Below are 26,094 nucleotides of genomic sequence, written 5' to 3'. Positions count from 1 at the left end.
TTGGGAAAGAACTGATTGGGGTGGCGGGAAGGGTTCGCGCTTACTTCGCGATCACGCCCATGATGTCGCTCTCCTTCATGATGAGGAGGTCGACGCCGTCGATCTTCACTTCGGTGCCCGACCACTTGCCGAACAGCACCTTGTCGCCCTTCTTGACGTCGAGCGGGACGAGCTTGCCGGCCTCGTCGCGGCCGCCCGGGCCGACCGCCAGGATCTCGCCCTCCTGGGGCTTTTCCTTCGCGGTATCCGGGATGATGATGCCACCCTTGGTCTTCTCCTCGCCCTCGAGGCGACGGACGACCACGCGGTCGTGCAGCGGACGGAACTTCATGGGTTTTTGGTCCCTGACATGAGCGGCTTCAGAGCCGCAAAATACTGGATAGGCCTGTCGGCCGGTCTGTTAGCACTCAGCGATCGTGACTGCTAACGAGCCGGCGGTGAGATAGGATGGCCCCGCGGAAGAGTCAAGAAAGCCTTGCGGGATGGTTAATCCGACGGCCAGTTCCTACATGATCGATACCCGGCTTCGGCCTTGACGCGGGCCTTGTCCCGCCGGATCGTGACGACATGACGACGCCCCCGACCTCTCTTGCTCCGACAGCCGATGCGGACCGCCCGCAGGCGGGAGCGGGCGCGGGCCTGCCCGACCAGTCGACGCTGATCCGGATCGGCCGCTCGTGCATCTGCTATCAGACCCGGATGACCGCCCATGCGGTGACGCGCGCCTATAACCGGGCGCTTGCGCCGCTCGGCGTCGAGGTCACCCAGTTCAACATCCTGGCCGCGCTCGCGGCCGCCAAGACCGGTTCGGTGACGGCGCTGTCCGACGCGCTGGCGCTCGACCGTACGACCATGACGCGCAACCTCAAGCGGCTGGAAGCGCTCGATCTCGTGCGCGTCTCGAGCGGCCCGGGCCGGGCCGTCCGCCCCGAACTGACCGCCAACGGCCTCAGCCTGCTTGCCGCCGCCATTCCGCTCTGGGAGGCCGAGCACGCCAAGATGGAAAGCGCCGTCGGCGTGCAGGTCTGGACCGAGACCCGCGAGGGTCTGCGCACCATCCGCCGGGCGCTGAAGGACTGCGAGGCCTGACGGTCGTCCCCGCCTCGGCCATGCCGGCCTGCTGACATTCACGCGGCTGCGGCGATGTTGACTGTGAAGGCGTCAGCCAAGTATCGTGCAGATACACGATATATCGTTTCCCCCGGAGCCCAGCATGACCGACGGACCCGCCAGCCCCGCCATCCGCTATGGCGTCGTCGATGCCGCCGAGGCGACGGGCCAAGACGGCATTGATTTCCTCAATGGCATGCTCTCCGGCAAGTACCCGGCGCCGCCGATCGCGAAATCGATGGGCTTCATCCTCACCGAGGCCGAGCCGGGCCGCGCCGTCTTCGAGGGCACGCCGACCGCCGACTTCTTCAATCCGCTGGGCACGATCCATGGCGGCTGGACCGCGACCATCCTCGATTCCGCGCTCGGCTGCTGCGTCCACACGATCATCAAGGCGGGACAGGCCTACACGACCGTCGAGATGAAGGTGAACTATGTTCGCGCGCTGACGCCGGCGACCGGCCTGGTGCGCTGCGAGGGCAAGGTGATCCATGCCGGCGGCCGCATCGCGACCTCCGAGGCGAAGCTGATCGACGGCAAGGGCCGCCTGATCGCCCATGCCACCGAGACCTGCCTGATCTTCGACGCCCGCCCGCCGGCCTGACCCTACTTCCGGATCACCGCGAGGCAGGCGGCGACGATGAGCGCGGCGCCCGCCCACGTGGTCCAGGCCGGGATCTCCGCGAAGAACAGGTAGCCGAGGCCGGCGCTCCAGATCAGCGCGGTATATTCCAGCACGCCCAGCGGCCCGGCATTGGCGTGCCGGAACGCCCAGGCCATGCACAGGTGCCCGGCGAGGCCGAAGCCGCCGATACCGAGAAAGATCAGCCACGACCTCAGTTCCGGCGTCTCCCAGACCAGCCAGGCGAACGGCGCGATGATGATCAGCGGAAACAGGTTCTGGAACAGGATGATCAGGCCGAACGGGTCGGTCTGCGCGCGCTTCCTGAGCAGCACCAGGTTGGCCGCATAGGCGAGGGCCGACGACACCGCCGCGCCGATGCCGAGCACGCGCACGAGGTCGAACTGGCCGCCGCCCACCTTGCCCGCGACGATGACCGTCATGCCGACGAAGCCGACGACGATGGCGATCAGCACGGCCGGCGGGATCGGCTCCTTCAGGATGATCGCGGCCAGCACGGCGAGGAACAGCGGCGACAGGAAGGTGAGGGTGATGGCCTCGGCCAGCGGCAGCGTCGCCAGCGCGTAGAAGAACAGGAAGGCGGTGATCACCACCAGAACGCCGCGCAGCACGTGGGCGCGCACCATCTCGGCCGATGGCGCCGGCGGCCGGGCGATGGCGAAGAACAGCAGCGCCCACGGCAGGCCGCAGGCATAGCGCATGAACACGATCTGTGCGGTCGGGTGCGCGGTCGCCACGCCCTTGATCAGCGCGTCCATGGCCGACAGCAGGAAGATGCCGAGGGCGGCGACCACGAAGGGCATCGGCCCGCGCGAGGCGAGGGCGGCCAGTTTCGTCGGAGGAAGGGTCATGCTGTCAGCAAGGCGCGCGAGGCGTCCCACAGGAGTTTGAGGCCGGCGAGGCCGACCAGGACATAGCAGAGCGAATAGAGCCGCTGCTGCGGCAGGCGGTCGTGCAGCCTGCGGCCGATCAGCACGCCCACGGGCACGATGGGGCTGAGCGCCACCGCCTTGGCGAAGACGCCGGGTTCGCCGAGGCCGGACCAGATGTAGCCCGGCAGCTTCACCAGATTGCCGACCGTGAAGATGACGATGGTGGTCGCGGCATAGGCGGTCTTGGTCAGGCCCCGGCGCAGCAGGTAGAGCGCCATGGGCGGCCCGCCGGCATGGGCGATATAGGTGGTGAAGCCGGCCCCGGCGCTGGCCGCGAGCGCCAGCGGCGGCGAGACCGGAATGGCGGTGGGCGGCTTGCCGCGCCGGGCGAAATAATGGGCGGTGAAGATCAGCGTGATTACGGCGATGGAGAACGCCACCAGACGCCGGTCGACATATTCGAAGACGAGGAAGCCGACGAACAGGCCCGCCAGCAGGCCCGGCATCAGCCAGACGAGGTCCGGCTTCGACCAGGCGCTGCGCGGAAACGAGCCGAGCGCGAACATGTCCATGAAGGCGACCAGCAGCGCCGTGACGATGGCCGCCTGGATCGGGTCCATGACCAGCGCCAGCAGGGGAATGCCGAGAATGGCGAGCCCGCCTCCGAAGGCGCCCTTGCCGAGGCCCATGAGGAAGGTGGCCGCGAAACCGACGGCGTAGAAGACAGGGTCGGTGGGCAGGGCCGGCAACATCATGGCCTCTGCTCTAGCGGGTTGGGTAGGGAGGGGGTAGGGCGCGGCCGCTTCGCAACCATGCGTTGCCGCGGCGTGGAGGCCGGCTCGAAAAAAAACCGCCGCGGAGGACCGCGGCGGCTGGAGGGGTCCCGGGCGTCGAGCGAGGGGACGGCCTTGCCCGGGACAGGCTGTGCGGGGCGCGGGAAAGTGCCCCGCAAAGAGGGTCAGCCGCAGGCGACGGGCTGCTGGCGCAGGCCCGGCGCGATGTCCGGGACGAGCGAGGGGCCGGCCAGCGTCCTGGCTGTCGCGCCCCGGCGCCACTGGCGCTCCTTGGCGCGGGCGGCGACGATCACGGTGGGATCGCCGAAAAAGCCGGCCACCGTGGCGTCTCGAAGGTCGCTCCGCGTCAGGCCGAGATCGGCCAGCGTTTTGCCGTCCATCTCGCAGAGCGTGCGGTAGCTCAGTCGCGCCTCGCGCCAATTGCGGAGAACCTCGGCCTGACGGCGCACGACGGCGACCACCGAGAGAACGGCGGAAGAAAACGTGGTGGCGAACATCGGCATGGGACTTCTCCTTTTCGGTCAGCGGGCGCGGCAAACAGGTTCCCGGGCCCGCGCCGAGAGACGCGTGCGGCCGGGTCGAAGCCCGGTTTCCGGAGGCAGTTGCCGATGGGGAAAGAATGTCACGGGACGATTGATCATTGAAGCGAATGTTTTTAATGTGAGACATCACAACTGATGATGCGATGCTGTCAGGGGATCGCCATGGCCATTCTGCTCGATATCGACCAGCTCCGGACCTTCATGGCGATCGCCGATACCGGGAGTTTCACGCGCGCCGCCGACGTGGTGTTCAAGACCCAGTCGGCCGTCTCCATGCAGATGAAGCGGCTGGAGGAGCGCATCGGCAAGCCGTTGTTCGAGCGCGACGGCCGCGCCTCGCGGCTCACCGAGGACGGCGAGCGGCTGCTCGACTATGCCCGCCGCATCGTCAAGCTGAACATGGAGGCGGTCTCCGCCTTCGCCGCGGCCGAACTCACCGGCCGCGTGCGCCTCGGCGTGCCCGACGATTATGCCGACCGCTACCTGCCGGAAATCCTCGCCCGCTTCTCACGTTCGAACCCGCGCGCCGAGGTCACCGTCGTCTGCGAGCCCTCCCCGATGCTGTCCGAGCGCGTCCAGTCCAACGAGCTCGACATCGCGATCATCACCCACCGCGCCGAGAAGGGGCCGGCGCTCGTGTTCCGCCGCGAGCAGCTGCTCTGGGTGTCGTCGGCCCGCGTCGCGGTCCATTGCGACGATCCCGTGCCGCTGGCCGTGGGCCGGCCGACCTGCGACTGGCGCCGCGCCGCCACCGAGCGGCTGGAGGCGGCTGGCCGCTCCTACCGCATCCTCTATGCGAGCTGGAACGCGGCGGCGGTGGGCGCCGCCGTCATGGCTGGCCTCGCGGTTTCCGTGCTGCCGGAATCGGCGCTGCGTCCGGGCATGCGCGTGCTCCAGCCCTCGGACGGCTTCCCGGCCCTGCCGTCGGTCTCCGTCGCCCTCTTGCGCAACCCGCACGAGATGTCGGCGCTGGCGGAAGCGCTCGCCGACCACGTCGTCTCCAGCCTCGACAACCTGACGGAGCACGTTCAGGCGGCGGAGTGAGGCAGGCTAGTACGCCTGTTCCTCGAACACCCGGTCGATCTGGCCCTGCCACGGACCGAGATATTTCTCGATCAGTACCTCGGCCGGCGTGCGGCCGTCATCGACGATCGCCTGGATCGGGTCGAGATAGCGCGTCTCGTCGCAGCCATCCTCGTCCAGCCTGTCGCGGCGGCGCAGGCCCGTGCGCGCCAGCGTCAGCATCTGCCGCGCCAGCTCCCCGGCCGTCAGCCCGCGGATCTCCGCCTTGAAGCCGAGCCTCGGCACGTCGTCGCGCAGCTTCTGCCGCTCCTCGGCCGTCCAGTCCTTGACGATGTCCCACGCGGCGTCCAGCACGCCGTCGTCGTAGAGCAGCCCGACGAACAGGGCCGGCAGCGCGACGATGCGCGACAGCGGCCCCGAATCCGCGCCGCGCATTTCGAGATAGCGCTTCAGCCGGACCTCCGGGAAGATCGTGCCGACATGATTCACCCAGTCGGAGAGCACGGCCCGCTCGCCCGGCACAGCCGGGTTCCTGCCGGCCAGAAGGTCGCGGAACGAGGTGCCGGCGACGTCGTGATAGGTGTCGCCGCGCTTGACGAAATACATGGGAACGTCGAGCGCGTAGTCGACATAGCGCTCGAAGCCCATGCCGTCCTCGAAGGCGAAGGGCAGCATCCCTGAGCGGTCGTTGTCGGTGTCCATCCACACCGCCGAGCGGAACGACTGGTAGCCGTTGAGCTTGCCTTCGGTGAACGGCGAATTGGCGAAGATCGCGGTCGCGATCGGCTGCCAGGCCAGCGACACGCGCAGCTTCCTGACCATGTCGGCTTCCGACGCGAAGTCGAGGTTCGCCTGCACGGTCGAGGTCCGGTACATCATGTCGAGGCCGAGATTGCCGACCTTCGGCATGTAGCGCGTCATGATCTGGTAGCGCGACTTCGGCATGGCCGGCGTCTCGGCGCGGGTCCATTTCGGGCTCATGCCGAGGCCGAGGAAGCCGATGCCCAGCGGATCGGCGATCTGCTTCACCTGCGCGAAATGCGCGTTCGCCTCCCGGCAGGTCTGGTGGATCGTCTCCAGCGGCGCGCCGGAGAGCTCGAACTGCCCGCCCGGCTCCAGCGAGATCGCGCCGCCGCCGGTCACGTCGGCGAGGCCGATGATGTTCTCGCCGTCGAGGATCGGCTCCCAGCCGAGCAGTCCCTCCATGCCGGTGAGGATGGTGCGGATGCCGCGCGGCCCCTCGTAGGGCACCGGCGCCTTGTCCTTGACGTAGAAGCCGAACTTTTCGTGCTCGGTGCCGACGCGAAAGCGTTCCTTCGGTTTCACGCCCTTCTCGATCCAGGCCACCAGTTCGTCGCGGGATTCGATCGGCGTGAGGTCGACGGTATCGCGGGCCATAGAGCGGTCCTGATGCGGCTGCGGCAACGAGGGCGGGGAGATAAGCATGGCTCGCCCCGGCCCGGATAGAGCCGGGACATAACGATCGCATTGCGGTTTCGGAAGGGGCAACGCCGTCTTTATGCCATGGCGCGGCCACATTGCTGCCTCGTCCGATGCCCCCGAAACAGGCGAAAGGGCAAGGCGTTCAATCGCTTGACGGTATCCGGCGGCGGCAATGCGCCGCCTCGGCAGCGCCCCCGCGCATGCTATCTTGGGCAGGCGATTCGACCGGAGGCCCGATCCGCCCATGCATCCGACCGCCCTCCTTTCCGCCGCCTGCGCCGGCCTTCTGGCTGCAAGCCTTCTGGCCCTGACTCTTCTGGCATCACCCGGCGCGCTGGCGCAGGCGACGCAGCAGGTGACGCCCACCCAGCAGGCGCCCGACCGCGTCGCGCCCGCGCCCATCGGGCCGACCCCGGTGGAGATTTCCGCCGAGACCCGCCGCGCGCAGGAGGCCGCCGCCGCCGGCCGGGCGGTTGAAGCTCTCGACGCGCTGGACGAGGCCGCCGCCATCGTCGCGGAGAAGATGCCGCTCACCATCCGCCGCGCCACCTTCGTCGCCGAGGAGCCGCAGGGCTACGGCGTGTTCAATCCGCGCGATTCCACCAGTTTCGCCGTGCGCCAGCCGCTGCTCGTCTATGCCGAGCTTGCCGGGCAGGGCTGGCGGCAATCGGGCGACATCTTCCGCACCGACCTCGTGCTCGACTTCGAACTGCGCCGCGCCGACGGCCAGTCGCTGGTGGCGCAGCAGGCCTTCAACACCATCGCCACGGCCAGCCGGCGCAGGAACCGCGAGTTCTTTCTCTACGTGACCTATTCCTTCACCGGCATCGAGCCGGGCGAATATGTGGTCCGCACCACGGTTCGCGACCGTGTCGGCAACAAGCAGAGTTCTTTCGATCTGGCGTTTTCGATCAGGCAGTAGGCGCGAAGGTCGACAGTCCGGCCCCGGTGCGGTAGCAAACGCCCCTGTCATTTTGCCGGATTGCCCCATGTCGGATGCCGCCAACAAGCCGGACCCCAAGAAAAAGGCCGCCGCGCTCGCTCGCCTGCCGCGCGGCTTCGTCGACCGCGACGCGGCCGAGATCGCGGGCGTCGACGCCATGCTGCGCACCATCCGCGAGGTGTACGAACTCTACGGCTTCGACGCCGTCGAGACCCCGGCGGTCGAATTCACCGACGCGCTCGGCAAGTTCCTGCCCGATCAGGACCGGCCGAACGAGGGCGTCTTCTCCTTCCAGGACGACGACGAGCAGTGGCTGTCGCTGCGCTACGACCTGACCGCGCCGCTCGCCCGCTACGTCGCCGAGAATTTCGACGCCCTGCCCAAGCCCTATCGCAGCTATCGCGCCGGCTACGTCTTCCGCAACGAGAAGCCCGGACCCGGCCGCTTCCGCCAGTTCATGCAGTTCGACGCCGACACGGTGGGCTCCGCGTCGCCGGCCGCCGACGCCGAGATCTGCATGATGGCGGCCGACACGATGGAGCGCCTTGGGATCAAGCGCGGCGACTACGTCGTGAAGGTCAACAACCGCAAGGTGCTCGACGGCGTCATGGAGGCCATCGGCCTCGGCGGCGAGGACAATGCCGGCCGCCGGCTGACCGTGCTGCGCGCCATCGACAAGCTCGACAAGTTCGGCCCCGATGGCGTGAAGCTGCTGCTCGGCCCCGGCCGCAAGGACGAGAGCGGCGACTTCACCAAGGGCGCCGGGCTAGATGACGCGGCGATCGAGCGGGTGCTGGCATTCACGGCGGCCAAGGGCGCGGACGGCGCGGCCACCATTGCCAATCTGACGAAGGTCGCTGCGGGCGAGGGGCGGGGCGCTGCCGGCGTCGCCGAGCTCGGCGACATGGCGACGCTCTTCGCGGCTTCCGGCTACGACGATGGCCGCATCGTCATCGATCCCTCCGTCGTCCGTGGCCTCGAATATTACACCGGCCCCGTCTACGAGGTGGAGCTGACCTTTCCCGTCACCAATGACGAGGGGCAGGTCGTCCGCTTCGGCTCGGTCGCCGGTGGCGGCCGTTACGACGGTCTCGTCGCCCGCTTCCGTGGCGAGGAGGTGCCGGCCACCGGCTTCTCCATCGGCGTCTCCCGCCTCGCCGCCGCGCTCAAATCCCTCGGCAAGCTCGGCGCCGGAAAGCCCGTCGGCCCCGTCGTCGTCCTCGTCATGGACCGCGACCGTATCGCCGACTATCAGGGCATGGTCTCCGAACTCCGCAATGCCGGCATCCGCGCCGAGATGTATCTCGGCTCCTCCGGCATGAAACCGCAGATGAAATATGCCGACCGCCGCAACGCGCCGGCCGTGATCATCCAGGGCTCCAACGAGCGCGAGGCCGGCGAGGTCATGATCAAGGACCTCGTCGCCGGCGCCGAGGCGGCCAAATCCATCACCGACAATGCCGAGTGGCGCGCGGCGCGACCCGCGCAGTTCGCGGCGAAGCGCGACGAAATGGTCGCGAAGATCAGGGAATTGCTGGCGGGGAGGTGAGCCCGGCCGCACTTGCCGAACGTGCCTGAAATGTACCGGACCAGCGTTACGCTGTCAAGGACAAAAATCCTAGAAATGGACTGCCCCACGCCTGCCGCAATCGCGGTCGAATGAACCCGTCCCGACAGAAGGACCGCTCCGCCGCATGTCCAGGATTCGCGACCTCGCCAACACGATCATCGGCGCGCTTGCCATCGTCGTGGTGCTTCGGTCCTTCGCTTTCGCGACCTATCATATCCCGTCCGAGAGCATGGTGCCGACGCTGGAGGTCGGCGACCGCGTCGCGGCGCTGAAGTTCCCGCTCGGCTTCTCGCGCTATTCGCTGGTGGGCGGCGAATACCTGCCGCGCTTTCCCGGGGAAACGGGGCGCATTCCCGGCGCCATGCCGGCGCGCGGCGACGTCGTCGTGTTCCGCCACCCGCGCACCTCGGAGGATTTCATCAAGCGCATCGCGGGCCTGCCCGGCGACCGCGTGGCGATCCGCGACGGCCGGCTCTGGCTGAACGGCGAGCAGGTGCCGCTGCAGGATGCCGGCCGCTGGAGCTACCGCGATGCCGATGGCCGCGTCGTGTCGGTCGCGGCGTTCCGCGAGACCTTCCCCGGCGCGCAGTCGCACACGATCCTCTTGCGCGACCGCCGCTCCGCGAGCGGCGACATGGAGGAACAGGTCGTCCCCGAGGGCCGCCTGTTCATGCTCGGCGACAATCGCGACAATTCCTCCGACAGCCGCTTCGCCAGCATGGGCTTCGTGCCGGTCGAGAACCTCATCGGCAAGGCCGGCGCGATCCTCTATTCCTTCGCCAGCTGCGAGCAGGAGGCGGGCCTTCGCTGTGCGCCCCGCCGCCTGCTGGAAAAGGTCGAGTAAGCCCTAGGCTTCGGACGTCGTCGCCTGCGCCGCCGCCTTCGGGCCGCCCTTCGAGACGCCGACGAGGGCCGGGCGCAGCACGCGCTCGCCGATGACGAAGCCGGCCTGCACGGTCTGGACGACGGTGCCGTTCGGCACGTCCGGGTTCGGCACCTCGAACATGGCCTGATGCAGGTTCGGGTCGAACTTCTGACCGTCGGGCTCGATCTTCTTCACGCCGTGTTTCTCGAGCGTCTTCAGCAATTCGCGCTCGGTCAGCTCGATGCCCTCGTGGAAGGCCTTCAGCGGCCCGTCGGCGGGTTTCGCCTCGGCCGGCAGGCTGTCGAAGGCGCGGCGCATGTTGTCGGCAACGCTCAGCATGTCGCGGGCGAACGAGGTCACGCCATAGGTGCGGGCGTCGGCCACCTCGCGCTCGGTGCGTTTGCGAAGGTTCTCCATCTCGGCCAGCGTGCGCAGCGCGCGGTCCTTCATGTCGCGGGCCTCGGCCCGCGCGGCATCGAGCAGCGCCGCCGTCGCGTCGGTGGCTTCCTCGTGCTGCGGCACGTCGGTCGCGGGGTCGGTGCCGATCGGGTTCTCGTGGAGATCGCCGGCCGGCATAGCGTCGTGCCCGTTCTTCGGGTTGGTCATGGCAACTCGCCTGTCGTGGAATGAGTTGGCCCGCATATCGAGCCTCGGAGCGGCAAAATCAAGGTTGCGTGACGGGCCTGGAGCGTTTCGAGCGAAGTGGGTACCGGTTCGCGTGAAGAAAACGCGACCACGCAAGGGCCGGCTCAGGCGGCCTCGACCAGCCGCAGCAGGGCCGGCCCGTCGATCCGCTGGCCACGGCGATGCCTGCGGATGAGCCCGGCAATCGCGGCATTCTTCGGTGCTTTCGCGCCGTTCTTCTCGGCCAGCCGGACGATGGCGCCGCAGAGATCGTCGATCTCGGTCATGCGCTCCGCCTGGATGTCGTCCCACATGGACGAGCGGGCCCGGGCATCGATCGCCAGCATGCTCGCCGCGATTCGCGAGAAGGCGAAGGTCGGCAGCCGGAGAATGTGCGGGATGATCCATGGCGGCGCCGCGCCTGCCTTGCCTGGCCGGATGCCGGCCGCGCGCATCACGGCCATGGCCTCGGTCTGCAATGCGGCGAGCACCCGCCGGTAGTCGCGGTCGGTCAGTTCCTCGCGCAGCGGCAGGTCGGAGAGCGCGTTGACGGGGTTGTTGAGGTTCAGGAGCAGCTTGCCCCACTGGATCGCCGCCATGTCGTCGGTCAGCGTCACCGGCAGGCCGGCCTTGGAGAAGGCCGGCAGCACGGCGCGCGTCGCCGGCAGGTCTTCGGCATGGAGGCCGCCTGAGGTGGCGCGGTGGGCGGTGATCCGGCCGTCGGCGCTCCGGTCCAGCGTCACGTTGAACGGCACCATGCCTGCGATCGGCAAAAGCAGGGGCGCCGCCGCCCTGATCCGCGTGATGTTCTCGACGCCGTTCTGCAGCGACAGGACCGGCGTTCCCGCCGGAAAAGCCGCGCCGAGTTCGGTCGCGGCGGCGGCGGTCGCGCCGCCCTTGGTGCAGAGCAGGGTGAACGCATCGCCGTCGATGAGACGGGCGGCCTCCGCCGCTGTCCCGGCGACCTTCATCCGGTCCGGCGCGATCTCCGCCCGGAACCCGTCGAGCGCGCTGACGACGAGGCCGTGATCCCTGAGGCTGTCCTCCGTCGCACCGCGCGCCACGAACACGACCGACGCGCCGCTCGCGGCCAGCCGGCCGCCGACATGGCACCCGATGGCGCCCGATCCCATGACGACGAAGCTTGTCGCCATGGCCGGTCCTCAGGCCGAGAAGGTCGGGCGCGGCAGGCCCTCGCGCAGATGCGCCGCCGCCACCGTATTGGCCATCAGCAGCGCGATGGTCATGGGGCCGACGCCGCCCGGAACGGGCGTGATGGCGCTGGCCCGTTCCGCCGCCTCGGCGGTCGCGACATCGCCGACGAGCCGGGTCTTGCCCTCGCCCTTCTCCGGGGCGGGGATGCGGTTGATGCCGACGTCGATGACCACGGCGCCGTCCTTCACCCAGTCGCCCCGGATCATTTCGGGGCGCCCGACCGCCGCGATCAGCACATCGGCCTGGCGGCAGACGGCGGCGAGGTCGGCGGTGCGCGAATGGGCGATGGTCACCGTCGCGTCGCGCTGGAGCAGCAATTGCGCGATCGGCTTGCCGACGATGTTCGAGCGGCCGACCACGACGGCGTTCTTGGCCGCCAGCGATGGGCCGAGCACGCTTTCGATCAGGATCAGGCTGCCGGCCGGGGTGCAGGGCACCAGCGCCTTCGCCGTCGCGCCGGTGCCGAGCAGGCCGACATTGATCGGGTGGAAGCCGTCGACGTCCTTGGCGGGATCGACCGCCATCAGCACGCGCTCGGTATCGATCGTCTTCGGCAGCGGCAATTGAACGAGAATGCCGTCGATGCCCGGATCGGCATTGAGCTTGCCGACCAGCGCCAGCAGGGCCGCCTCCGTCGTCGCGGCGGCGAGGCTGTGCTGCTCGGAGCGGAAGCCGGCGGCCTCGGCCTCGCGGCTCTTGTTGCGGACATAGACCTGGCTCGCCGGATCTTCTCCGACGAGCACCACGGCCAAGCCCGGCGGCCGTCCCTTCGTCGCCGTGAAGGCGCTCGCGGCCGTCCTGACCTGCGCCAACACCGCCTGCGCGGCGGCTTTGCCGTCGATGATGCGGGCCGCCATGGGCCTTACACTCGCATCGGCATCAGCACGTAGAGCGCGCCGGGGCCTGCGGGGTCGTGGATCAGCGTCGGCGAGCCGGGATCGGCAAGCTTCAGCTCCACCGTGTCGCCGTCCACCTGGCTGGCAATGTCGAGTAGGTAGCGGGAGTTGAAGCCGATATCGAGCGCGTCGGCCTCGTAGGAGACCTCGATCTCCTCCGTCGCGCTGCCCGAGTCCGGATTGGTCACCGACAGCGTCAGCCGGCCGTCGGAGGCCGACAGCTTCACGGCGCGGCCGCGCTCCGACGAGACGGTCGAGACGCGGTCCACGGCGGCGGTGAAGTCGCCCTTCTCCACCGTCAGGATCTTGTCGTTGGCGGCGGGAATGACGCGGGCATAGTCCGGGAAGGTGCCGTCGATGAGCTTGGAGGTCAGCACCGTCTCGCCGAAGCGGAAGCGCACCTTGGCGGTCGAGAGTTCCACGGCAACCGCCGCATCCGGATCGTCGGCAAGGCGCTGGACCTCGGCGACCGTCTTGCGCGGCACGATGACGCCGGGCATGCCGGCGGACCCTTCCGGCGCCTCGAACTCCACCTGGGCGAGGCGGTGGCCGTCGGTCGCCACCGCGCGCAGGAGGCTCTGCCCGCCCTTGTCCACGACATGCAGGAAAATGCCGTTGAGATAGTAGCGCGTCTCCTCGGTCGAGATCGCGAACTGCGTCTTGTCGATCAGCCGCTTCAGGTTCTTGGCCGGCACCTTGAACGAATGGCTCATCTCGCCCGCCGCGATATCCGGGAAATCGCTTTCCGGGATCGTCTGCAGGGTGAAGCGGGAGCGGCCAGCGCGCACGGTGAGCGTGCCCTTGTCGCCGGCCATTTCGAGCTGGACCTGCGAGCCGTCCTGCAGCTTGCGGACGATGTCGTGGATCATGTGCGCGGGAACCGTCGTGCCGCCGGGCGCGGCGACCTCGGCCGGCAGGTTCTCCACGATGTCGATGTCGAGATCGGTGGCCTTCAGGCGCAGCGTCGAGCCTTCGGCCTTCATCAGCACATTGGACAGGACGGGGATCGTGTTGCGGCGCTCGACCACGCGATGGACGTGGCTGAGGGATTTCAGGAGCTGGGCCCGTTCGACGGTGACCTTCATCAATGGTGCTCCGATACGCTGGACGGGGCCGCCGGCCGGCAGCCCGGAAATTGGGGCGGACAGTCAACCCCGCGCCGCAGCATGTTTCAAGGGCGGGCAGGCCGGGGGGCGCGCTTTTCCCGCCTTTTCAATGCCTCTCGTGGCATCAGCCCGCGAAACCTGGTCCTCCGGGGCCGCTTCCGCCAAGTGCCCGCAACCCGCTGCAACCCGCTGCAATGCCCCGGAGGTCGTCTCGCCGCTACCCACCGTCAGGTCAATGGCATGGGAGGTCCGTCATGACGGGCGAGGTTTCGATCTGCGGCAGGGTGGAGATGTTGCGCGAAAGCGCCTTCGACCCGTTTCTCGCCGCGTCGCGCGAGCCGGTGCTCGTGGTGCTGTCCACCGACTGGTCGCCGGCCTGCCGCCTGCTCCGCCCGGTGGTTGCTCGGCTCGCCATGGCCCTTGCGGACGCGGTCTGCGTCGTCGCGCTCGACGGCGAGGAGGCGCTCGGCTTCCGGCAGCGTTACGGCGTCGACGCGGTGCCCCAGCTCCTGGCCTTCGACAAGCGCCGCCTGATCGGCCGGCTCGCCATGCCGGACGATGCGCGGTCGGTGGCGCAATGGGTCGCGGAGACGTTTCGGCGGGTTTCGCCGGAAACTCCTGCCGACAGGCTCTTCGAGGCGGCTTGGTCGCGCGCCCGCCGCACCTATGACGACATCATCGCCCCCGCGCGGAATGCCGTTGCCCCACATCTCGATGCGGCCGGCCGGCAGATGGAGGCATTCGAGCGTCGGATGGCCGAGGAGCGGCACGCCGGACTGATCTCCGATGAGCAGGAGATGGTGCGGCGCGGCGCCGAGTTCGAACGGGTCTTCGCGCCGTTTCGTCACGAAATGGGCGCGCTGGAGGCGGCGGAGGCGGCGGCGCTCGCAGCCTACGAGGACCTGATGCTGGAGGCGCTCGACGAGTATGGCGCCCATCGCGGCCGGTGCGAGCTCCCCGAGGTCACGGCCTGAGGCGTTGCTTCGGCCGCATGGCGGGACGGCCGGGATCGCATCTGGCGAGCCCTCCGGCCACGCCTTACATTGGGCGCATGGCGGGTCGAAACCGCCATTGTCCGGGGCGGCGACGATTCACGTGCTTGAGGAGAGGCCCATGACCAACGTTCGTAACCGCGCTTTGCTGGCCGCCGTTGCGGCCTTCGCCCTCTCGGCGCCCGCGCTCGCGCAATGGTCCGGCGGTGTCGATCATGGCGGCGGACCGGTTCCGCAGCTTGAGGATCCGCTCAATCGCGCCACCGTGTCGATCCGCACCGTGCCCTTCGGCGAATTCTGCGTCCGGGCGGTCGAGGCGGTCGGCTACGACCCGCGGCTGAACCAGCGGCTCTATCGCGTCGGCTTCGATTCCGGACCGATGACCCCGCTCGGGGTCACCGCCTATGAGAACGCCTTCGCCAGCGCGCGTACGCAGGGCGACGCCATGCGCGCCCTCGATGCCGCGCGCGCCGACTCGCGTTCCTTCCAGCGTGGCCGCGGCCAGTGCTGACCTGCGGCCGCCTCAGTCGTTGAGGCGGCGCTTCAGCATTTCCACTTCCTCGTTGAGGCCCTGGTCCTGTCCGACCAGGCCCTCGATCTTGCGGACGGCGTGCAGCACGGTCGTATGGTCGCGGCCGCCGAACCGCCGGCCGATCTCCGGCAGCGAGCGGAGCGTCATGGTCTTGGCGAGATACATGGCGATCTGGCGCGGCCGGACCACGGTCGCGGTGCGCCGCGACGACAGGATGTCCGAGCGGCTGACATTGTAGTGCTGCGCCACGATCTTCTGGATGTCCTCGATCTTGACGCGGCGCGGCTCGGCGACGCGGACGAGATCGCGGATCGACCGCTCGGCCATCTCCACCGTGACGGCCTGGTTGGTCAGACGGTTGGTGGCGATGAGCCGGTTGAAGGCGCCGTCGAGGTCCCGGCCGTTCTGCGTGACGTTGCGCGCCACATAGGTCATCACCGCAGCCGGAACGTCGAAGCCGGGATGCTGGGCCTGCGCCTGCGCGAGCTTCTGCTTGAGGATGTCGAAGCGCAGGTTCTCGTCCAGCGCGCCGATCTCGACGGTGAGGCCGCCGGCAAGACGTGAGCGCACCCGCTCGTCGAGATTCTCAAGGTCGGAGGGCGGGCGGTCGCCGGCCACCACGACCTGCCGGCCGGCATCGATCAGTGCGTTCAGCGTGTGGCAGAACTCGGCCTGCGTCTGTTTGCCCTGAAGGAACTGGAGATCGTCGATCACCAGGAGGTCGATGCTGCGCAGCGCTTCCTTGAAGGCGATGGCGGTCTGGTTCTTCAGCGCGGCGACGAAGCCGAAGGTGAACTTCTCGGCGGTGAGATAGAGCACGCGCCTGCCGGCCGACTGGGCGGCGCCCGCGATGGCCTGCAGGAGGTGCGTCTTGCCGAGGCCGACGCCGGCGTGGATGTAGAGCGGGTTGAATAGGACGGGATCGGTGATCCGCGACTGGGCTACCTGCATCGCGGCCGCGCGGGCGAGCGTGTTGGAGCGGCCCTGCACGAAGCTGTCGAAAGTCAGGCGCGGATCGAGCGGCGAACCGCCGAGCGCCTCGTGGCCGGTCATCGCCATGGCGGGCGCGGCGGGGCGGCCGACGGGGGCGGATGCCACCTGGCGCGGTTCCTCGGCCGTCTTCGGACGAGCAACCTGCCGCACGCTGGCGGAGCGCACCGTCAGCTCGATCTCGACGGGCTTCTCGGCCTCCTCGCTCCAGCGGCCGATGATCTTGTCCTTGTAGTGGTTCTCGATCCAGCTCTTCAGGAAGCGCGTGGGAACCGACAGACGGATGGCGCTGCCGTCGGCCTGGTCGATCTCGATGCTCTTGAACCAACTCGAGAAGACGTCCTCGCCGAGCTCGGCGCGCAGGCGGCGCCTGACGCGCTCCCAGATCGCGCGGGCGCGCATCGAGTCATCCATGGCTTCTGCTCTTTCATCGGTCGTTTCGCGAACGAGTTCGGATGTGGCGAACACGACGGTCTCCATCAAAGGCTCTGGAGGAAAAGGAACGGGGTGGGACGCGAGAAACGGAAATGCGGGCGACGCGGTCAGGACTGGGTCCAGGCGAGCCCTTCGGCCTTCCACCCGGACACCCGGCCGCGGTGGCCGTCGCTGTCGGGAGGGCCCTCGAAGCCGCCCACCACGTTGTAGCAGCGGCTATATCCTGCTGCGGTCATGGCGGTGGCGGCGGCCTTGGAGCGCACGCCGGAGCGGCAGATGAAATAGAGCGGCGCATCCTTTGGCGCACCGGCGGCATTGAGCTTGCCTGCAAGCTTGGCGGCGAAATCGGCATCGACGTTCATGGCGGGGAAAACCTGCCACTCCAGGCGGATCGCCTCCTTGCCGGCGGCCCTGATGTCGGGCGAGCCGACATAGGCCCACTCGGCCGTCGTGCGGACATCGACGAGGTGCGCCGGGGCATCGCTGCCGATCACGCTCCAGCACTCCGCAGGCGTCACGTCACCGGCATATGTGGCTTCAGTTGCAGACGACATATCGTTCCGCGCGGATGCCGTTGCACCCGTGCGCCTCATTCCAGAACCAAGTTGTCATCTCGATTGTTTGGCTTCCGCATGGTCAATCGACCATGGCGGTCCCCGATCCAACTCCGGCGGCATCGTCGAATACAGACATTGACCGTGGCTCAACTTTATCTCTTTCGAGACAAAGCTTCGCCTGACCCGTCTTTCGCGGGCTTGGCATGTCGGGCTCTTCGATGAAACCGGGGTGGCTCCCCCCGAGTGCTTAGATTGATACACAGGGGCTCCGAGCCCGGCAATCGGTTTCCATTAATAAATGGTTAAGGCGCGGCGCTTGACTCAAGGTCCCTTTTGCGACTCCGCGCCGCGCGATTTCAACCCACTGATGAATCGGCACATTCCGAATCACCGTCCCGGCGGGGCGGGTCGCGGGGGCGGCATCGAAGGCAAGGCGGGATGGTAGTTGGCGACCGCCTTCTCGCATGTTTCGGATGTGCAACAAACTGTCGTCCGGCTAAGCATCTGATTCACGTCCCCTTTTCCTGCCAGATGATGAGCCGGATGAAGACCGCCTTACGTGGCACGGAGGGTGGGTTGGAGAAATATTTGGGTTGACGCGTTCCTGTGGCGGAATCGCCACGGCTCCGTAACGGCACCCGCAGGGGTATGGGACCGGCTCCGGCCACAAGCAAAAAGCCCGGCCATGGGCCGGGCTTTCGGAAGCGGTAGGTAAGCTGCGTGAAGCGGCGGCTCAGGCGCCGATCTTGGCGACCCGGCTGGCGAGGCGCGAGACCTTGCGCGAGGCGGTGTTCTTGTGGATCACGCCCTTCTGCGAAGCGCGCATGATCTCCGGCTCGGCGGCCTTGAGGGCAGCGGTCGCGGCGGTCTTGTCGCCGGTGGCGATGGCCTCTTCGAGCTTGCGCAGGAAGGTGCGGACGCGCGAGCGGCGGGCCTGGTTGACAGTGGTGCGCCGCGCGATCACACGGGCGGCCTTCTTGGCGGAAGCCGTATTGGCCATGGTTTCTGTCCGGCAGCTGGCCCTGGCAAGGTCAGATCTTGCGATCGTCCGACCGGGGCGCGGGAAAACGAGAGCGGCGGCCCAGAGCCGCCACGGATCGGCGTCTATAGTCATGACCGGCCCCCGCGTCAACCGCGAAGGGGAGGGGCTGCAAAAATCGCGGAAGACCGTCCGCTTCCGCGCCACTAGAACTGGTCGCCCCGCCGCATTCCGCCGAGGCACCATGTCCCTGCCGCCCCAGCGCAACTTCGCCAAAGTCGTCCTCTGGATGGCGGGCACGCTGATTTCGTTCTGCGCCATCGCCCTCGCCATCCGGGCGATGCAGTCGCGACTGACCGTGTTCGAGATCCTCGCGCTGCGCAATATGGGCGGCCTCGCCATCGGCGTCGCCATGGCGGTGCTCGCGCCCGATCCGAGCTACCGTCTGCGGACGCCGAAATTCGGCATTCACCTGCTGCGCAACACGATCCATACCGGCGGGCAGGCGCTCTGGGCCTATGGCATCACGCTCTTGCCGCTCGCCACCGTCTTCGCCATCGAGTTCACTACCCCCGCCTGGGTGGCGATCTTCGCCGTCATCTTCCTCGGGGAGCGGATGACCCCCGCGCGCGCGGCCGCGCTCGTGCTCGGCTTCGTCGGCGTCATGGTCATCCTGCGGCCCGGCCTCGACAGCTTCCGCCCGGCGGCGCTGCTGGTAGCGGCGGCGGCCGTCTGCTTCGGCGTGCAGCAGACCACCACCAAGTTCCTGACCGGCACGGATTCCACCTGGACGATCATGTTCTGGATGAACGTCATCCAGCTGCCGCTGAACCTCGCCGGCAACGCTTTCATCGGCCAGCCTGTCTGGTTCCTCGGCAAGGTCGACTGGAGCCAGTGGCTGCCGCTGGTCGGCATCATGATCGGTGGCTTCACCGCGCATTACTGCCTGACCAACGCCTTCCGGCACGGCGACGCCATCGTGGTGACCCCGATCGACTTCATGCGCGTGCCGTTGATCGCGATCGTCGGCTGGCTGCTCTACGACGAGACGCCCGAACTCGCCGTTCTGGTCGGCGCCGCCATCGTCGTCTGCGGCGTGCTGATCAACATCTACGCGGAATCGCGCGCGCGTAAGTCCTAGGCGCAGGAAAGAATCCAGCGGCCGACCGGGGGTTGCGTCCCGGTTCGGCACGGCCGGGTTAACGCGGCGAGCCCGCGGGCGTCTCGTGCGGACGTTTCGCCTTGTCGCTCCATTCGACCGCCGCAACCGCCGAAACACGCATGCATGCTGACTTAGGGCCGCCCGGCACCAAGCGGGAACATCGCGATATCAGCGATTCGGGCACTGTTCGTTCCGGGAACGCCCCGTTGGTAAACACGGCGCGCGCCGGCCGGCCGTTCGCTGCTTCATCCGCCCTTAGCCATAGCTCCTGCACGATGGGGCCCCTTGCAACGATCCCCCCGGATCGGCTAGGCAAGAGGCTAACGGCGGCTGCGAGGCCGCATCTGTCGAGGACCTTTCGTGACTATCGCTCGCGCCCAGCTGCCGATCGATATCCGCGCTCTCAGCGCCACGGCCTCGCTTTCGCTCCTTCTGCTTACTCGCCCCTGAGCTCCGGCAGGGCCGTCCGGCCTTGGCGCTCAGGGGATCACGAAACGCAACCTGAAACTCCAGGGCCTGCGATGTGAGGCGCGTAGCCGCCGCAGGCCGACAGAAGGAAGTAAGACCCATGACCGCCACCAGCCAGACGCCCTCGGCCGTATCCGACAAGAACCGCGTTCTGATCTTCGACACGACGCTGCGCGACGGCGAGCAGTGCCCCGGCGCCACCATGACGCTGGAAGAGAAGCTGCAGGTTGCCGACCTGCTCGATGAAATGGGCGTCGATATCATCGAGGCCGGCTTCCCCATCGCCTCCAACGGCGATTTCGAGGCGGTCGAGGCCATCGCCAGGCGGATCAAGAACGCCACGGTCGCCGGTCTCGCCCGCGCCGGCATGGCCGATATCGACCGCGCCGGCGAAGCGGTGCGCCACGCCCGCCGGCCGCGCATCCATACCTTCCTGTCGACCTCGCCGGTTCACATGAAGCACAAGCTCCAGAAGGAGCCGGACCAGGTGCTGGAAATGGTGATCGCCTCGGTCACCCGCGCCCGCAACCATGTCGGCGACGTCGAATGGTCGGCCGAGGACGGCACCCGCACCGAGCACGATTTCCTGTGCCGCTGCGTCGAGGCGGCGATCAAGGCCGGCGCGACCACCATCAACATCCCCGACACGGTCGGCTACACCGCGCCGCACGAATACAAGGCGCTGTTCGAGATGGTCCGCAACCGCGTGCCGAACGCCGACAAGGCGATCTTCTCGGTTCACTGCCACAACGATCTCGGCATGGCGGTGGCGAATTCCATCGCCGGCATCGAGGGCGGCGCGCGCCAGATCGAATGCACCATCAACGGCATCGGCGAGCGGGCCGGCAATGCGGCGCTGGAAGAGATCGTCATGGCGATCAAGACGCGCAACGACATCTTCCCCTACCAGACCGGCATCGACTCCAAGATGCTGACCCGCGCGTCGAAGCTCGTCTCGACGGTGACCTCGTTCCCTGTCCAGTACAACAAGGCCATCGTCGGCCGGAACGCCTTCGCCCACGAGAGCGGCATCCACCAGGACGGCATGCTGAAGAACACGCAGACCTACGAGATCATGACGCCCGATTCCGTCGGCGTGAAATCGACCTCGCTGGTCATGGGCAAGCATTCCGGCCGCAACGCCTTCAAGGACAAGCTGAAACATCTCGGTTACGGCCTGTCGGACAACCAGCTGGAAGACGCCTTCGTCCGTTTCAAGGAGCTCGCCGACCGCAAGAAGGTGATCTACGACGAGGATATCGAGGCGCTGGTGGACGAGAAGATCGCCCATAGCCAGGACCGCATGAAGGTCATCTCGCTGCTGGTCGTCGCCGGCACGATGGGGCCGCAGGCCGCGACCCTGACGCTCGACCTCGACGGCGTCCACAAGACCGTGCAGGCCTCGGGCAACGGCCCGGTCGATGCCGTGTTCAACGCGATCAAGGCCATCGTGCCGCACGAGGCGGTGCTGGAACTCTATCAGGTGCACGCCGTTACCCAGGGGACGGATGCGCAGGCGGAGGTTTCGGTGCGGCTCCAGGCGAACGGCAACACCTTCACCGGCAAGGGCGCCGACCCCGATACGCTGGTCTCCTCGGCCAAGGCCTATCTCTCGGCGCTCAACAAGCTGATCGCCAAGCACGAGCGGCTGCATCCGCAGCACGGCATCGTCGCGGCCGAGTAGGCGGTCCGGCATGCGGATTGGCGTCGATCTCGGCGGCACCAAGATCGAGGTTCTCGCGCTCGACGATGACGGGCGCGAGCTTCACCGCCGCCGCACGCCGACCCCGCGCCACGACTACCGCGCCATCGTCGAGGCCATTGCCGGCCTCGTCGCGGGTGCTGAGGCGGAGACGGGCCGGGCCGGCACGGTCGGCGTCGGCATCCCCGGCGCCGTCTCGCCGGCCACCGGCCTCGTCAAGAATGCCAATACGACCGTCCTGATCGACAATCCGCTGGACCGCGACCTGTCCGAAGCGCTCGGGCGCGAGGTGCGGCTGGAAAACGACGCCAACTGCTTCGCCCTGTCCGAGGCCGTGGACGGCGCCGCGGCCGGGCAGGGCGTCGTCCTCGGCCTGATCATCGGCACGGGCGCCGGTTCCGGCATCGTCATCGACGGCAAGGTGCTGCGCGGCCGGCACCTGATCGGCGGCGAGTTCGGGCACAATCCGCTGCCATGGCCCTCCGTCGACGAGGTGCTGGGCGCGCCGGCCTGCTATTGCGGCCAGCATGGCTGCCTCGAGACCTGGGTCTCCGGCACCGGCTTCGCTGAGGATTTCAGGCGCGCCACGGGTCGGGCCGTGCCGGCGCCGGAAGTGGTCGCCATGGCCGTGGCCGGCGATGGAGAGGCGCGGGCCTCCTACGACCGCTATGTCTCGCGCCTCGCGCGCGGGCTCGCGCACGTGGTCAACCTGATCGACCCGGACGTGATCGTCATGGGCGGCGGCATGAGCAATGTCATGCCGCTCTATGACGACCTGCCGCCGGCCATGCGCTCCTTCGTCTTTTCCGACGCCTGCACCACGCCCGTCGTGAAGGCGCGGCACGGCGATTCCTCCGGCGTGCGTGGCGCGGCATGGCTCTGGCCCCGAACGGACTGACGTTTCGCGATGGCCAATTGCGGCCATGCACAAAAAGTCCCTGCCATGTTCTGGACAGCGGGTCCGGGCTCTGCTAGTCACCCGGCTCCCGCATGGCTTGCCCTGCGGCGTGGGTGATTAGCTCAGTTGGTAGAGCAGCTGACTCTTAATCAGCGGGTCGAAGGTTCGAGTCCTTCATCACCCACCATTCGCAACCCTATGCGGCATATGGGTTTGCGACAGATTTCCCGAAGAGAACGAGACGAGAACGTAGGACATCGCGGCGTGTCCTACGTAGGACATTTGATCACGAAGCGTTCCCGCTCGTGCCCTCGCTGCCAGCCCATCCGACAGGTTTGCGCGAGCCGTCCCGCATCAGCCAGACGGGCGGACGATCAGGACGCGCGATCATCGCAAGCACGCCCGGCGGGCCACATAGTGCGGGCCGCCGGCCGGCCGGGTCATTGCCGGGAGACGTCCCAGAACATCGGATAGGACGACTGCGGCAGGTCGCGCAGGTTCGACCGGTATCCGGCGGGGATGGTGAACTGGCCCCACATGACAGCGGGGGTCAGTTCATAGGCGATCCTCTGGATTTCCTCGGCCACCTTCTTGCGCCCGGCCTGATCGTCCGCCCGCGCGAAGGCCTTGAGCAGGTCGGGAATGCGGGTGTCGCAGGACCAGCCGGGGAAATCCGCGCAGGTCGAGGCGATGTAGAAGTGGTTGAGCGGGGAAATCATGTCGGTCCCGTTCGAATAGACCGAGAACATCGACCAGCCGTCCTTCTTGGCGCGGCGGGCCAGCACCGTGCCCCAGTCCATCGTCTGGGCGTCGACGGTGAAGCCGGCATCCTTCATGTTCTGGCTCAGCACCTGCGCCGCCGTCTGGCTGATCGAGCCGGCCACCTCCAGGATGATCACCGGCTGCCCGGCATAGCTGGTTGCCTTCAGCGCCGCCCGCGCCGCCTCGATATCGACCTTCGCGACCTCCGATCCAGCAGTGGTCGAAAGCGGCGCGTCGCACATCCAGAACGACGGGCATTGCGGCGCGCGGAACTCGGCTGGGATGCCGATGGCCGAGAGGATCGATGACTGGTCCGCCAGCTTCCACAGCACCCGCCGCACGGCCGGATCGTTGAACGGCGGAAATTCGTGATTGAGCCGGAAATTGCCCTGGAACTGGTGGATGCCGCCGATGCCGAGCAGCTTCACGTCGCGCGCCCGGCGCAGCAGCGACAGCGAGTCGAAGGGCAGATACTGCATGTAGTCGATCTCGCCCTTGATGAGGGCGCTGGCGCCGGTCATCTGGTCGGGCATGACGCGCAGGTCCAGCCGGTCGATCTTCACCGAGCGTCCCCCGGCGAGGAAATCGGCAGGCTCCGCGCGCGGCACGTAGTCGGGATTGCGCTCGAGGATCATCGAATTGCCGGACTTCCAGAGATCGGCGCGGAAGCGGAACGGTCCGGAGCCGACCGGCGGCACGGTGATGCGCTGGTCGCTGGGGGTCGAGGCGAAGCGCATCGGCATCATCACCGGCAGCGGCGCGTTGGCTTTGCCGAGCGCCGGCAGCATCAGCGGGAAGGGCTCCTTCAGGACGATGGAGAAGGTCTTGTCGTCCTTCGCCGCCATGGCGGCGGTCGCCGCCCGCAGCATCCGGCCGATGGCGTCGCGCGGTGCCCAGCGGTTGATCGAGGCGACGCATTCGGCGGCGGTGACCGGCGCGCCGTCATGCCATTTGAGGCCGTCCCGCAGGGTGAAGGTCCAGGTCAGCTTGTCGGGGGACGTGTCGTAGGACGACACCATCTGCGGCCGGATCTCGCCCATGCCGTCCATCGCGAACAGCGTGTCGAAGATGTGGTAGCCGAAGGTGCGGGTGATCGCGGCGGTGGTGAAATGCGGGTCGAAGATCACGACCTCGGATTCCAGCACCACCGTCAGCGTCGTCTCGGCGCGCGCTTCCCGGGGCCTGATGATGCCGGCGACGCCGAGGGCCGTTGCACCGGCGAGCGCGTTCCTGCGGGTGATGGTCGGATAGGCCATGGCAGTCTCCTCGCTTGCTTCGAAAAAGCCGGGGAGGCCGCCGGGCGGCCCCGAGAGGATGCACGTCGATAGGCCCCCGAAGGTTAGCTGGACCACGCCGTCGCGCAATCGGCGGAGGAGGAGATCATTCCATCGCAGGCCTGCCTTGCAGAAGGCTCGTTCGGTCTCCAGTCGGCTGGACGGGAGGAAAGTCGCGCCACAAGATTGCGCCCGCGAGGAGCGGCGTGGCGGCCCCCGGGGGCCTCCTACCACGCGCCGATATCGCGCGAGGAGCCGCCATGCCGGATGCCGATCTCCTGTTCACCCCCGCGACGAAGGCGGCGGCGCTGATACGCGCGAAAAAGCTCTCGCCGGTCGAGTACGCGAAGGCGGTGCTGGCGGCGATCGAGCGCGAACAGCCGCGCCTCAACTGCTTCGTGACGGTCATGGCCGACCAGGCGCTGGCCGATGCCCGGCAGGCCGAGGCGGCGGTCACGGCCGGCGGGCCGCTCGGGCCTCTGCACGGCGTGCCCGTCCATATCAAGGATCTCGTCGACGTCGCCGGCGTCAAGACCAGGCACGGTACGGCCATCTTCGCCGACAATGTCGCCGCGGGCGACGACATCCTCGTCACCCGTCTGCGCGCAGCCGGGGCGATCGTCGTCGGCAAGACCACGACGCCGGAATTCGGCAACAAGGGCCTGACCGACGGGCCGAGCTTCGGCATCACGCGCAATCCGTGGAATCTCGATCGTACGCCCGGCGGATCGAGCGGCGGCGCCGCATCCGCCGTCGCGGCAGGGCTCGGTCCGCTGGGGCTCGGCACCGATGGCGCGGGCTCGGTGCGCGGACCTGCCGCCTGCTGCGGGCTCGTCGGGCTGAAGCCGACGCTCGGCGCGGTGCCCTACGACACGACCCGCGACGCCTTCGGCAACAATATCTATGCCGGGCCGCTCGCCCGCACGGTCACCGACGCGGCGGTGATGCACGCCGTCCTGACGGGCGCGACGGCGAAAGACCCCTGGACGCAGGGCAATGAGGATCGCCGCCGGCTGTCGCCGACGCTGATCGGGCAGGATCTTTCGGGTGTCCGGATCGGCTACATCGAGAGATGCGCCAACCCCCGCGTCGCGGCCGACGTGCTCGCCAACACGCGCGCCTCGCTCGATGCCTGGGCAGGGCTCGGTGCGGATGTCGAGGACGTCACCGACGCGATCGACTGGATCGAACTCGAAGGGCGCATCCTCTACCAGTCGAATTTCGCGGTGTTCTGCGCGCCCTTCCTGCCGAAATGGCAGAACCAGATGGACCCGGTGACGCTTGCCTTCATGCAGCGCGGGGCCATGTTCAGCCTCGCCGATTTCCGCAACGCGCAATTCGCCCGCACGAAACTGTTCCGGCAGATCCAGAGCCTGTTCGACCGCTACGACATGCTGGTCATGCCGACCAATTCGCGCACGGCCCTGCCTGTCGGTTTCGATGCCGCCAACGACGAGGTCGAGGTCGACGGGGTCAAATGCGGCATCACCCGGCAGGGCTGGACCTCCTACCAGTACCCTTTCAACCTGACCGGCCATCCCGCCGTCTCGATCCCCTCCGGCTTCGGCGCGGACGGCCTGCCGACCGGCATCCAGATCGTCGGGCGCTGGGGGCATGACACCGACGTCCTGCGCTTCGCCTCGCTGCTCGAACTGACGCGCCCCTGGGCGCAGCACCGGCCGAAGGCGGCCTGAGGA

General features: G+C 68.0%; 25 protein-coding genes and 1 tRNA gene. 13 read left to right on the top strand and 13 right to left on the bottom strand.

Annotated features, from left to right (window positions below; translation table 11 throughout):
- Positions 1-40: 40 nt before the first annotated feature.
- Positions 41-331 carry a co-chaperone GroES gene (groES, locus tag JNK84_RS09670; protein ID WP_106749553.1) on the bottom strand — a complete coding sequence of 97 codons (291 nt, stop codon included), beginning with the start codon at positions 329-331 and terminating at the stop codon, positions 41-43.
- 236 nt (positions 332-567) lie between these two features.
- Here groES and JNK84_RS09665 point away from each other — a divergent pair, with 236 nt between their 5' ends.
- Together JNK84_RS09665 and JNK84_RS09660 are read left to right on the top strand one after the other, a co-directional pair.
- Positions 568-1,089 carry a MarR family winged helix-turn-helix transcriptional regulator gene (locus JNK84_RS09665; protein ID WP_293423390.1) on the top strand — a complete coding sequence of 174 codons (522 nt, stop codon included), beginning with the start codon at positions 568-570 and terminating at the stop codon, positions 1,087-1,089.
- A 124-nt stretch (positions 1,090-1,213) separates the two neighbouring features.
- Positions 1,214-1,714 carry a PaaI family thioesterase gene (locus JNK84_RS09660; protein WP_293423388.1) on the top strand — a complete coding sequence of 167 codons (501 nt, stop codon included), beginning with the start codon at positions 1,214-1,216 and terminating at the stop codon, positions 1,712-1,714.
- A 2-nt stretch (positions 1,715-1,716) separates the two neighbouring features.
- Here the strand turns inward: JNK84_RS09660 and JNK84_RS09655 are convergent, their stop codons facing one another.
- The 3 genes from JNK84_RS09655 to JNK84_RS09645 form a co-directional block, all read right to left on the bottom strand.
- Positions 1,717-2,604, bottom strand: a complete 888-nt coding sequence (locus JNK84_RS09655; RefSeq protein WP_293423386.1) for a DMT family transporter — start codon at positions 2,602-2,604, stop codon at positions 1,717-1,719.
- A complete protein-coding gene (locus JNK84_RS09650) occupies positions 2,601-3,380 on the bottom strand; it encodes a sulfite exporter TauE/SafE family protein (protein ID WP_293423384.1) in 780 nt (259 codons plus the stop codon). Before JNK84_RS09650 ends, JNK84_RS09655 begins: the two co-directional genes overlap by 4 nt.
- A 203-nt stretch (positions 3,381-3,583) precedes the next feature.
- Entirely contained in the window at positions 3,584-3,922 is a 339-nt protein-coding gene (locus JNK84_RS09645) for a DUF1127 domain-containing protein (protein WP_293423382.1), read from the bottom strand.
- 201 nt (positions 3,923-4,123) lie between these two features.
- Between JNK84_RS09645 and JNK84_RS09640 the strand changes: the two genes are divergently transcribed.
- Entirely contained in the window at positions 4,124-5,005 is an 882-nt protein-coding gene (locus tag JNK84_RS09640) for a LysR substrate-binding domain-containing protein (RefSeq protein WP_293423380.1), read from the top strand.
- A 6-nt stretch (positions 5,006-5,011) separates the two neighbouring features.
- Here the strand turns inward: JNK84_RS09640 and JNK84_RS09635 are convergent, their stop codons facing one another.
- Entirely contained in the window at positions 5,012-6,382 is a 1,371-nt protein-coding gene (locus JNK84_RS09635; RefSeq protein WP_293423379.1) for a glutamate--cysteine ligase, read from the bottom strand.
- A gap of 289 nt (positions 6,383-6,671) precedes the next feature.
- Between JNK84_RS09635 and JNK84_RS09630 the strand changes: the two genes are divergently transcribed.
- The 3 genes from JNK84_RS09630 to lepB all read left to right on the top strand — a co-directional run bounded on the left by JNK84_RS09630 (position 6,672) and on the right by lepB (position 9,784).
- Complete coding sequence (locus JNK84_RS09630; protein WP_293423377.1) at positions 6,672-7,349, top strand: hypothetical protein; 678 nt, start codon at positions 6,672-6,674, stop codon at positions 7,347-7,349.
- 67 nt (positions 7,350-7,416) lie between these two features.
- The gene (hisS, locus tag JNK84_RS09625) at positions 7,417-8,919 is read left to right on the top strand and encodes a histidine--tRNA ligase (RefSeq protein WP_293423376.1); all 1,503 of its coding nucleotides are present in this window, start codon (positions 7,417-7,419) and stop codon (positions 8,917-8,919) included.
- A 145-nt stretch (positions 8,920-9,064) separates the two neighbouring features.
- Positions 9,065-9,784 carry a signal peptidase I gene (gene lepB, locus JNK84_RS09620; RefSeq protein WP_293423375.1) on the top strand — a complete coding sequence of 240 codons (720 nt, stop codon included), beginning with the start codon at positions 9,065-9,067 and terminating at the stop codon, positions 9,782-9,784.
- 3 nt (positions 9,785-9,787) lie between these two features.
- On the opposite strand, the gene grpE is transcribed toward lepB, so the two are convergent.
- From grpE to dnaN, 4 genes are all read right to left on the bottom strand, one after another.
- Positions 9,788-10,381: a nucleotide exchange factor GrpE gene (grpE, locus tag JNK84_RS09615; protein ID WP_441343224.1), complete on the bottom strand. Its 594-nt coding sequence runs from the start codon at positions 10,379-10,381 to the stop codon at positions 9,788-9,790.
- Between the two features lie 173 nt (positions 10,382-10,554).
- The gene (locus tag JNK84_RS09610; RefSeq protein WP_293423372.1) at positions 10,555-11,583 is read right to left on the bottom strand and encodes a 2-dehydropantoate 2-reductase; all 1,029 of its coding nucleotides are present in this window, start codon (positions 11,581-11,583) and stop codon (positions 10,555-10,557) included.
- A gap of 9 nt (positions 11,584-11,592) precedes the next feature.
- Positions 11,593-12,501, bottom strand: a complete 909-nt coding sequence (folD, locus tag JNK84_RS09605) for a bifunctional methylenetetrahydrofolate dehydrogenase/methenyltetrahydrofolate cyclohydrolase FolD (RefSeq protein ID WP_293423370.1) — start codon at positions 12,499-12,501, stop codon at positions 11,593-11,595.
- Between the two features lie 5 nt (positions 12,502-12,506).
- Positions 12,507-13,625 (bottom strand): DNA polymerase III subunit beta, encoded by a 1,119-nt coding sequence (dnaN, locus tag JNK84_RS09600; protein WP_293423368.1) that lies wholly within the window; start codon positions 13,623-13,625, stop codon positions 12,507-12,509.
- A 275-nt stretch (positions 13,626-13,900) separates the two neighbouring features.
- Between dnaN and JNK84_RS09595 the strand changes: the two genes are divergently transcribed.
- A complete protein-coding gene (locus JNK84_RS09595; protein ID WP_293423366.1) occupies positions 13,901-14,620 on the top strand; it encodes a thioredoxin family protein in 720 nt (239 codons plus the stop codon).
- Between the two features lie 139 nt (positions 14,621-14,759).
- A complete protein-coding gene (locus JNK84_RS09590; protein WP_293423364.1) occupies positions 14,760-15,149 on the top strand; it encodes a hypothetical protein in 390 nt (129 codons plus the stop codon).
- A gap of 12 nt (positions 15,150-15,161) precedes the next feature.
- Here the strand turns inward: JNK84_RS09590 and dnaA are convergent, their stop codons facing one another.
- The 3 genes from dnaA to rpsT form a co-directional block, all read right to left on the bottom strand.
- Entirely contained in the window at positions 15,162-16,574 is a 1,413-nt protein-coding gene (gene dnaA / locus JNK84_RS09585; RefSeq protein ID WP_293423362.1) for a chromosomal replication initiator protein DnaA, read from the bottom strand.
- A 128-nt stretch (positions 16,575-16,702) separates the two neighbouring features.
- Positions 16,703-17,149, bottom strand: a complete 447-nt coding sequence (locus tag JNK84_RS09580) for a rhodanese-like domain-containing protein (protein WP_293423360.1) — start codon at positions 17,147-17,149, stop codon at positions 16,703-16,705.
- 736 nt (positions 17,150-17,885) lie between these two features.
- Positions 17,886-18,152, bottom strand: a complete 267-nt coding sequence (rpsT, locus tag JNK84_RS09575) for a 30S ribosomal protein S20 (RefSeq protein WP_293423358.1) — start codon at positions 18,150-18,152, stop codon at positions 17,886-17,888.
- Positions 18,153-18,375: 223 nt separating this feature from the next.
- Between rpsT and JNK84_RS09570 the strand changes: the two genes are divergently transcribed.
- From JNK84_RS09570 to JNK84_RS09555, 4 genes are all read left to right on the top strand, one after another.
- The gene (locus JNK84_RS09570; protein WP_293423356.1) at positions 18,376-19,272 is read left to right on the top strand and encodes a DMT family transporter; all 897 of its coding nucleotides are present in this window, start codon (positions 18,376-18,378) and stop codon (positions 19,270-19,272) included.
- Between the two features lie 589 nt (positions 19,273-19,861).
- Positions 19,862-21,445 (top strand): 2-isopropylmalate synthase, encoded by a 1,584-nt coding sequence (locus JNK84_RS09565; protein ID WP_293423354.1) that lies wholly within the window; start codon positions 19,862-19,864, stop codon positions 21,443-21,445.
- A gap of 10 nt (positions 21,446-21,455) precedes the next feature.
- Entirely contained in the window at positions 21,456-22,361 is a 906-nt protein-coding gene (locus JNK84_RS09560; RefSeq protein ID WP_293423352.1) for an ROK family protein, read from the top strand.
- Positions 22,362-22,472: 111 nt separating this feature from the next.
- Positions 22,473-22,548: transfer RNA gene (locus JNK84_RS09555), tRNA-Lys, on the top strand.
- Positions 22,549-22,801: 253 nt separating this feature from the next.
- On the opposite strand, the gene JNK84_RS09550 is transcribed toward JNK84_RS09555, so the two are convergent.
- Positions 22,802-24,379 (bottom strand): ABC transporter substrate-binding protein, encoded by a 1,578-nt coding sequence (locus tag JNK84_RS09550; RefSeq protein WP_293423350.1) that lies wholly within the window; start codon positions 24,377-24,379, stop codon positions 22,802-22,804.
- Positions 24,380-24,657: 278 nt separating this feature from the next.
- Between JNK84_RS09550 and JNK84_RS09545 the strand changes: the two genes are divergently transcribed.
- On the top strand, positions 24,658-26,091 hold the full coding sequence (locus JNK84_RS09545; RefSeq protein WP_293423348.1) for an amidase: 1,434 nt from the start codon (positions 24,658-24,660) through the stop codon (positions 26,089-26,091).
- Positions 26,092-26,094 lie beyond the last annotated feature (3 nt).

It is taken from the genome of Phreatobacter sp. (assembly GCF_016793595.1).
In the GTDB taxonomy this organism is placed as follows: Bacteria; Pseudomonadota; Alphaproteobacteria; order Rhizobiales; family Phreatobacteraceae; genus Phreatobacter.
Note: the sequence above shows the minus strand (reverse complement) of the source record. Positions and strands in the feature narration are given on the sequence as shown.

Excerpts from the sequence above, each read along its gene's own strand:
- JNK84_RS09645 (WP_293423382.1), bottom strand. The coding sequence starts at position 3,922 with ATGCCGATGTTCGCCACCACGTTTTCTTCCGCCGTTCTCTCGGTGGTC.
- JNK84_RS09550 (WP_293423350.1), bottom strand. The coding sequence starts at position 24,379 with ATGGCCTATCCGACCATCACCCGCAGGAACGCGCTCGCCGGTGCAACG.
- JNK84_RS09570 (WP_293423356.1), top strand. The coding sequence starts at position 18,376 with ATGTCCCTGCCGCCCCAGCGCAACTTCGCCAAAGTCGTCCTCTGGATG.
- JNK84_RS09590 (WP_293423364.1), top strand. The coding sequence starts at position 14,760 with ATGACCAACGTTCGTAACCGCGCTTTGCTGGCCGCCGTTGCGGCCTTC.
- JNK84_RS09545 (WP_293423348.1), top strand. The coding sequence starts at position 24,658 with ATGCCGGATGCCGATCTCCTGTTCACCCCCGCGACGAAGGCGGCGGCG.
- JNK84_RS09665 (WP_293423390.1), top strand. The coding sequence starts at position 568 with ATGACGACGCCCCCGACCTCTCTTGCTCCGACAGCCGATGCGGACCGC.
- JNK84_RS09610 (WP_293423372.1), bottom strand. The coding sequence starts at position 11,583 with ATGGCGACAAGCTTCGTCGTCATGGGATCGGGCGCCATCGGGTGCCAT.
- JNK84_RS09660 (WP_293423388.1), top strand. The coding sequence starts at position 1,214 with ATGACCGACGGACCCGCCAGCCCCGCCATCCGCTATGGCGTCGTCGAT.
- JNK84_RS09565 (WP_293423354.1), top strand. The coding sequence starts at position 19,862 with ATGACCGCCACCAGCCAGACGCCCTCGGCCGTATCCGACAAGAACCGC.
- lepB (WP_293423375.1), top strand. The coding sequence starts at position 9,065 with ATGTCCAGGATTCGCGACCTCGCCAACACGATCATCGGCGCGCTTGCC.
- rpsT (WP_293423358.1), bottom strand. The coding sequence starts at position 18,152 with ATGGCCAATACGGCTTCCGCCAAGAAGGCCGCCCGTGTGATCGCGCGG.
- grpE (WP_441343224.1), bottom strand. The coding sequence starts at position 10,381 with ATGCCGGCCGGCGATCTCCACGAGAACCCGATCGGCACCGACCCCGCG.
- JNK84_RS09595 (WP_293423366.1), top strand. The coding sequence starts at position 13,901 with ATGACGGGCGAGGTTTCGATCTGCGGCAGGGTGGAGATGTTGCGCGAA.
- groES (WP_106749553.1), bottom strand. The coding sequence starts at position 331 with ATGAAGTTCCGTCCGCTGCACGACCGCGTGGTCGTCCGTCGCCTCGAG.
- JNK84_RS09630 (WP_293423377.1), top strand. The coding sequence starts at position 6,672 with ATGCATCCGACCGCCCTCCTTTCCGCCGCCTGCGCCGGCCTTCTGGCT.
- JNK84_RS09650 (WP_293423384.1), bottom strand. The coding sequence starts at position 3,380 with ATGATGTTGCCGGCCCTGCCCACCGACCCTGTCTTCTACGCCGTCGGT.
- hisS (WP_293423376.1), top strand. The coding sequence starts at position 7,417 with ATGTCGGATGCCGCCAACAAGCCGGACCCCAAGAAAAAGGCCGCCGCG.
- JNK84_RS09640 (WP_293423380.1), top strand. The coding sequence starts at position 4,124 with ATGGCCATTCTGCTCGATATCGACCAGCTCCGGACCTTCATGGCGATC.
- folD (WP_293423370.1), bottom strand. The coding sequence starts at position 12,501 with ATGGCGGCCCGCATCATCGACGGCAAAGCCGCCGCGCAGGCGGTGTTG.
- JNK84_RS09580 (WP_293423360.1), bottom strand. The coding sequence starts at position 17,149 with ATGTCGTCTGCAACTGAAGCCACATATGCCGGTGACGTGACGCCTGCG.
- JNK84_RS09655 (WP_293423386.1), bottom strand. The coding sequence starts at position 2,604 with ATGACCCTTCCTCCGACGAAACTGGCCGCCCTCGCCTCGCGCGGGCCG.
- JNK84_RS09635 (WP_293423379.1), bottom strand. The coding sequence starts at position 6,382 with ATGGCCCGCGATACCGTCGACCTCACGCCGATCGAATCCCGCGACGAA.
- dnaN (WP_293423368.1), bottom strand. The coding sequence starts at position 13,625 with ATGAAGGTCACCGTCGAACGGGCCCAGCTCCTGAAATCCCTCAGCCAC.
- JNK84_RS09560 (WP_293423352.1), top strand. The coding sequence starts at position 21,456 with ATGCGGATTGGCGTCGATCTCGGCGGCACCAAGATCGAGGTTCTCGCG.
- dnaA (WP_293423362.1), bottom strand. The coding sequence starts at position 16,574 with ATGGATGACTCGATGCGCGCCCGCGCGATCTGGGAGCGCGTCAGGCGC.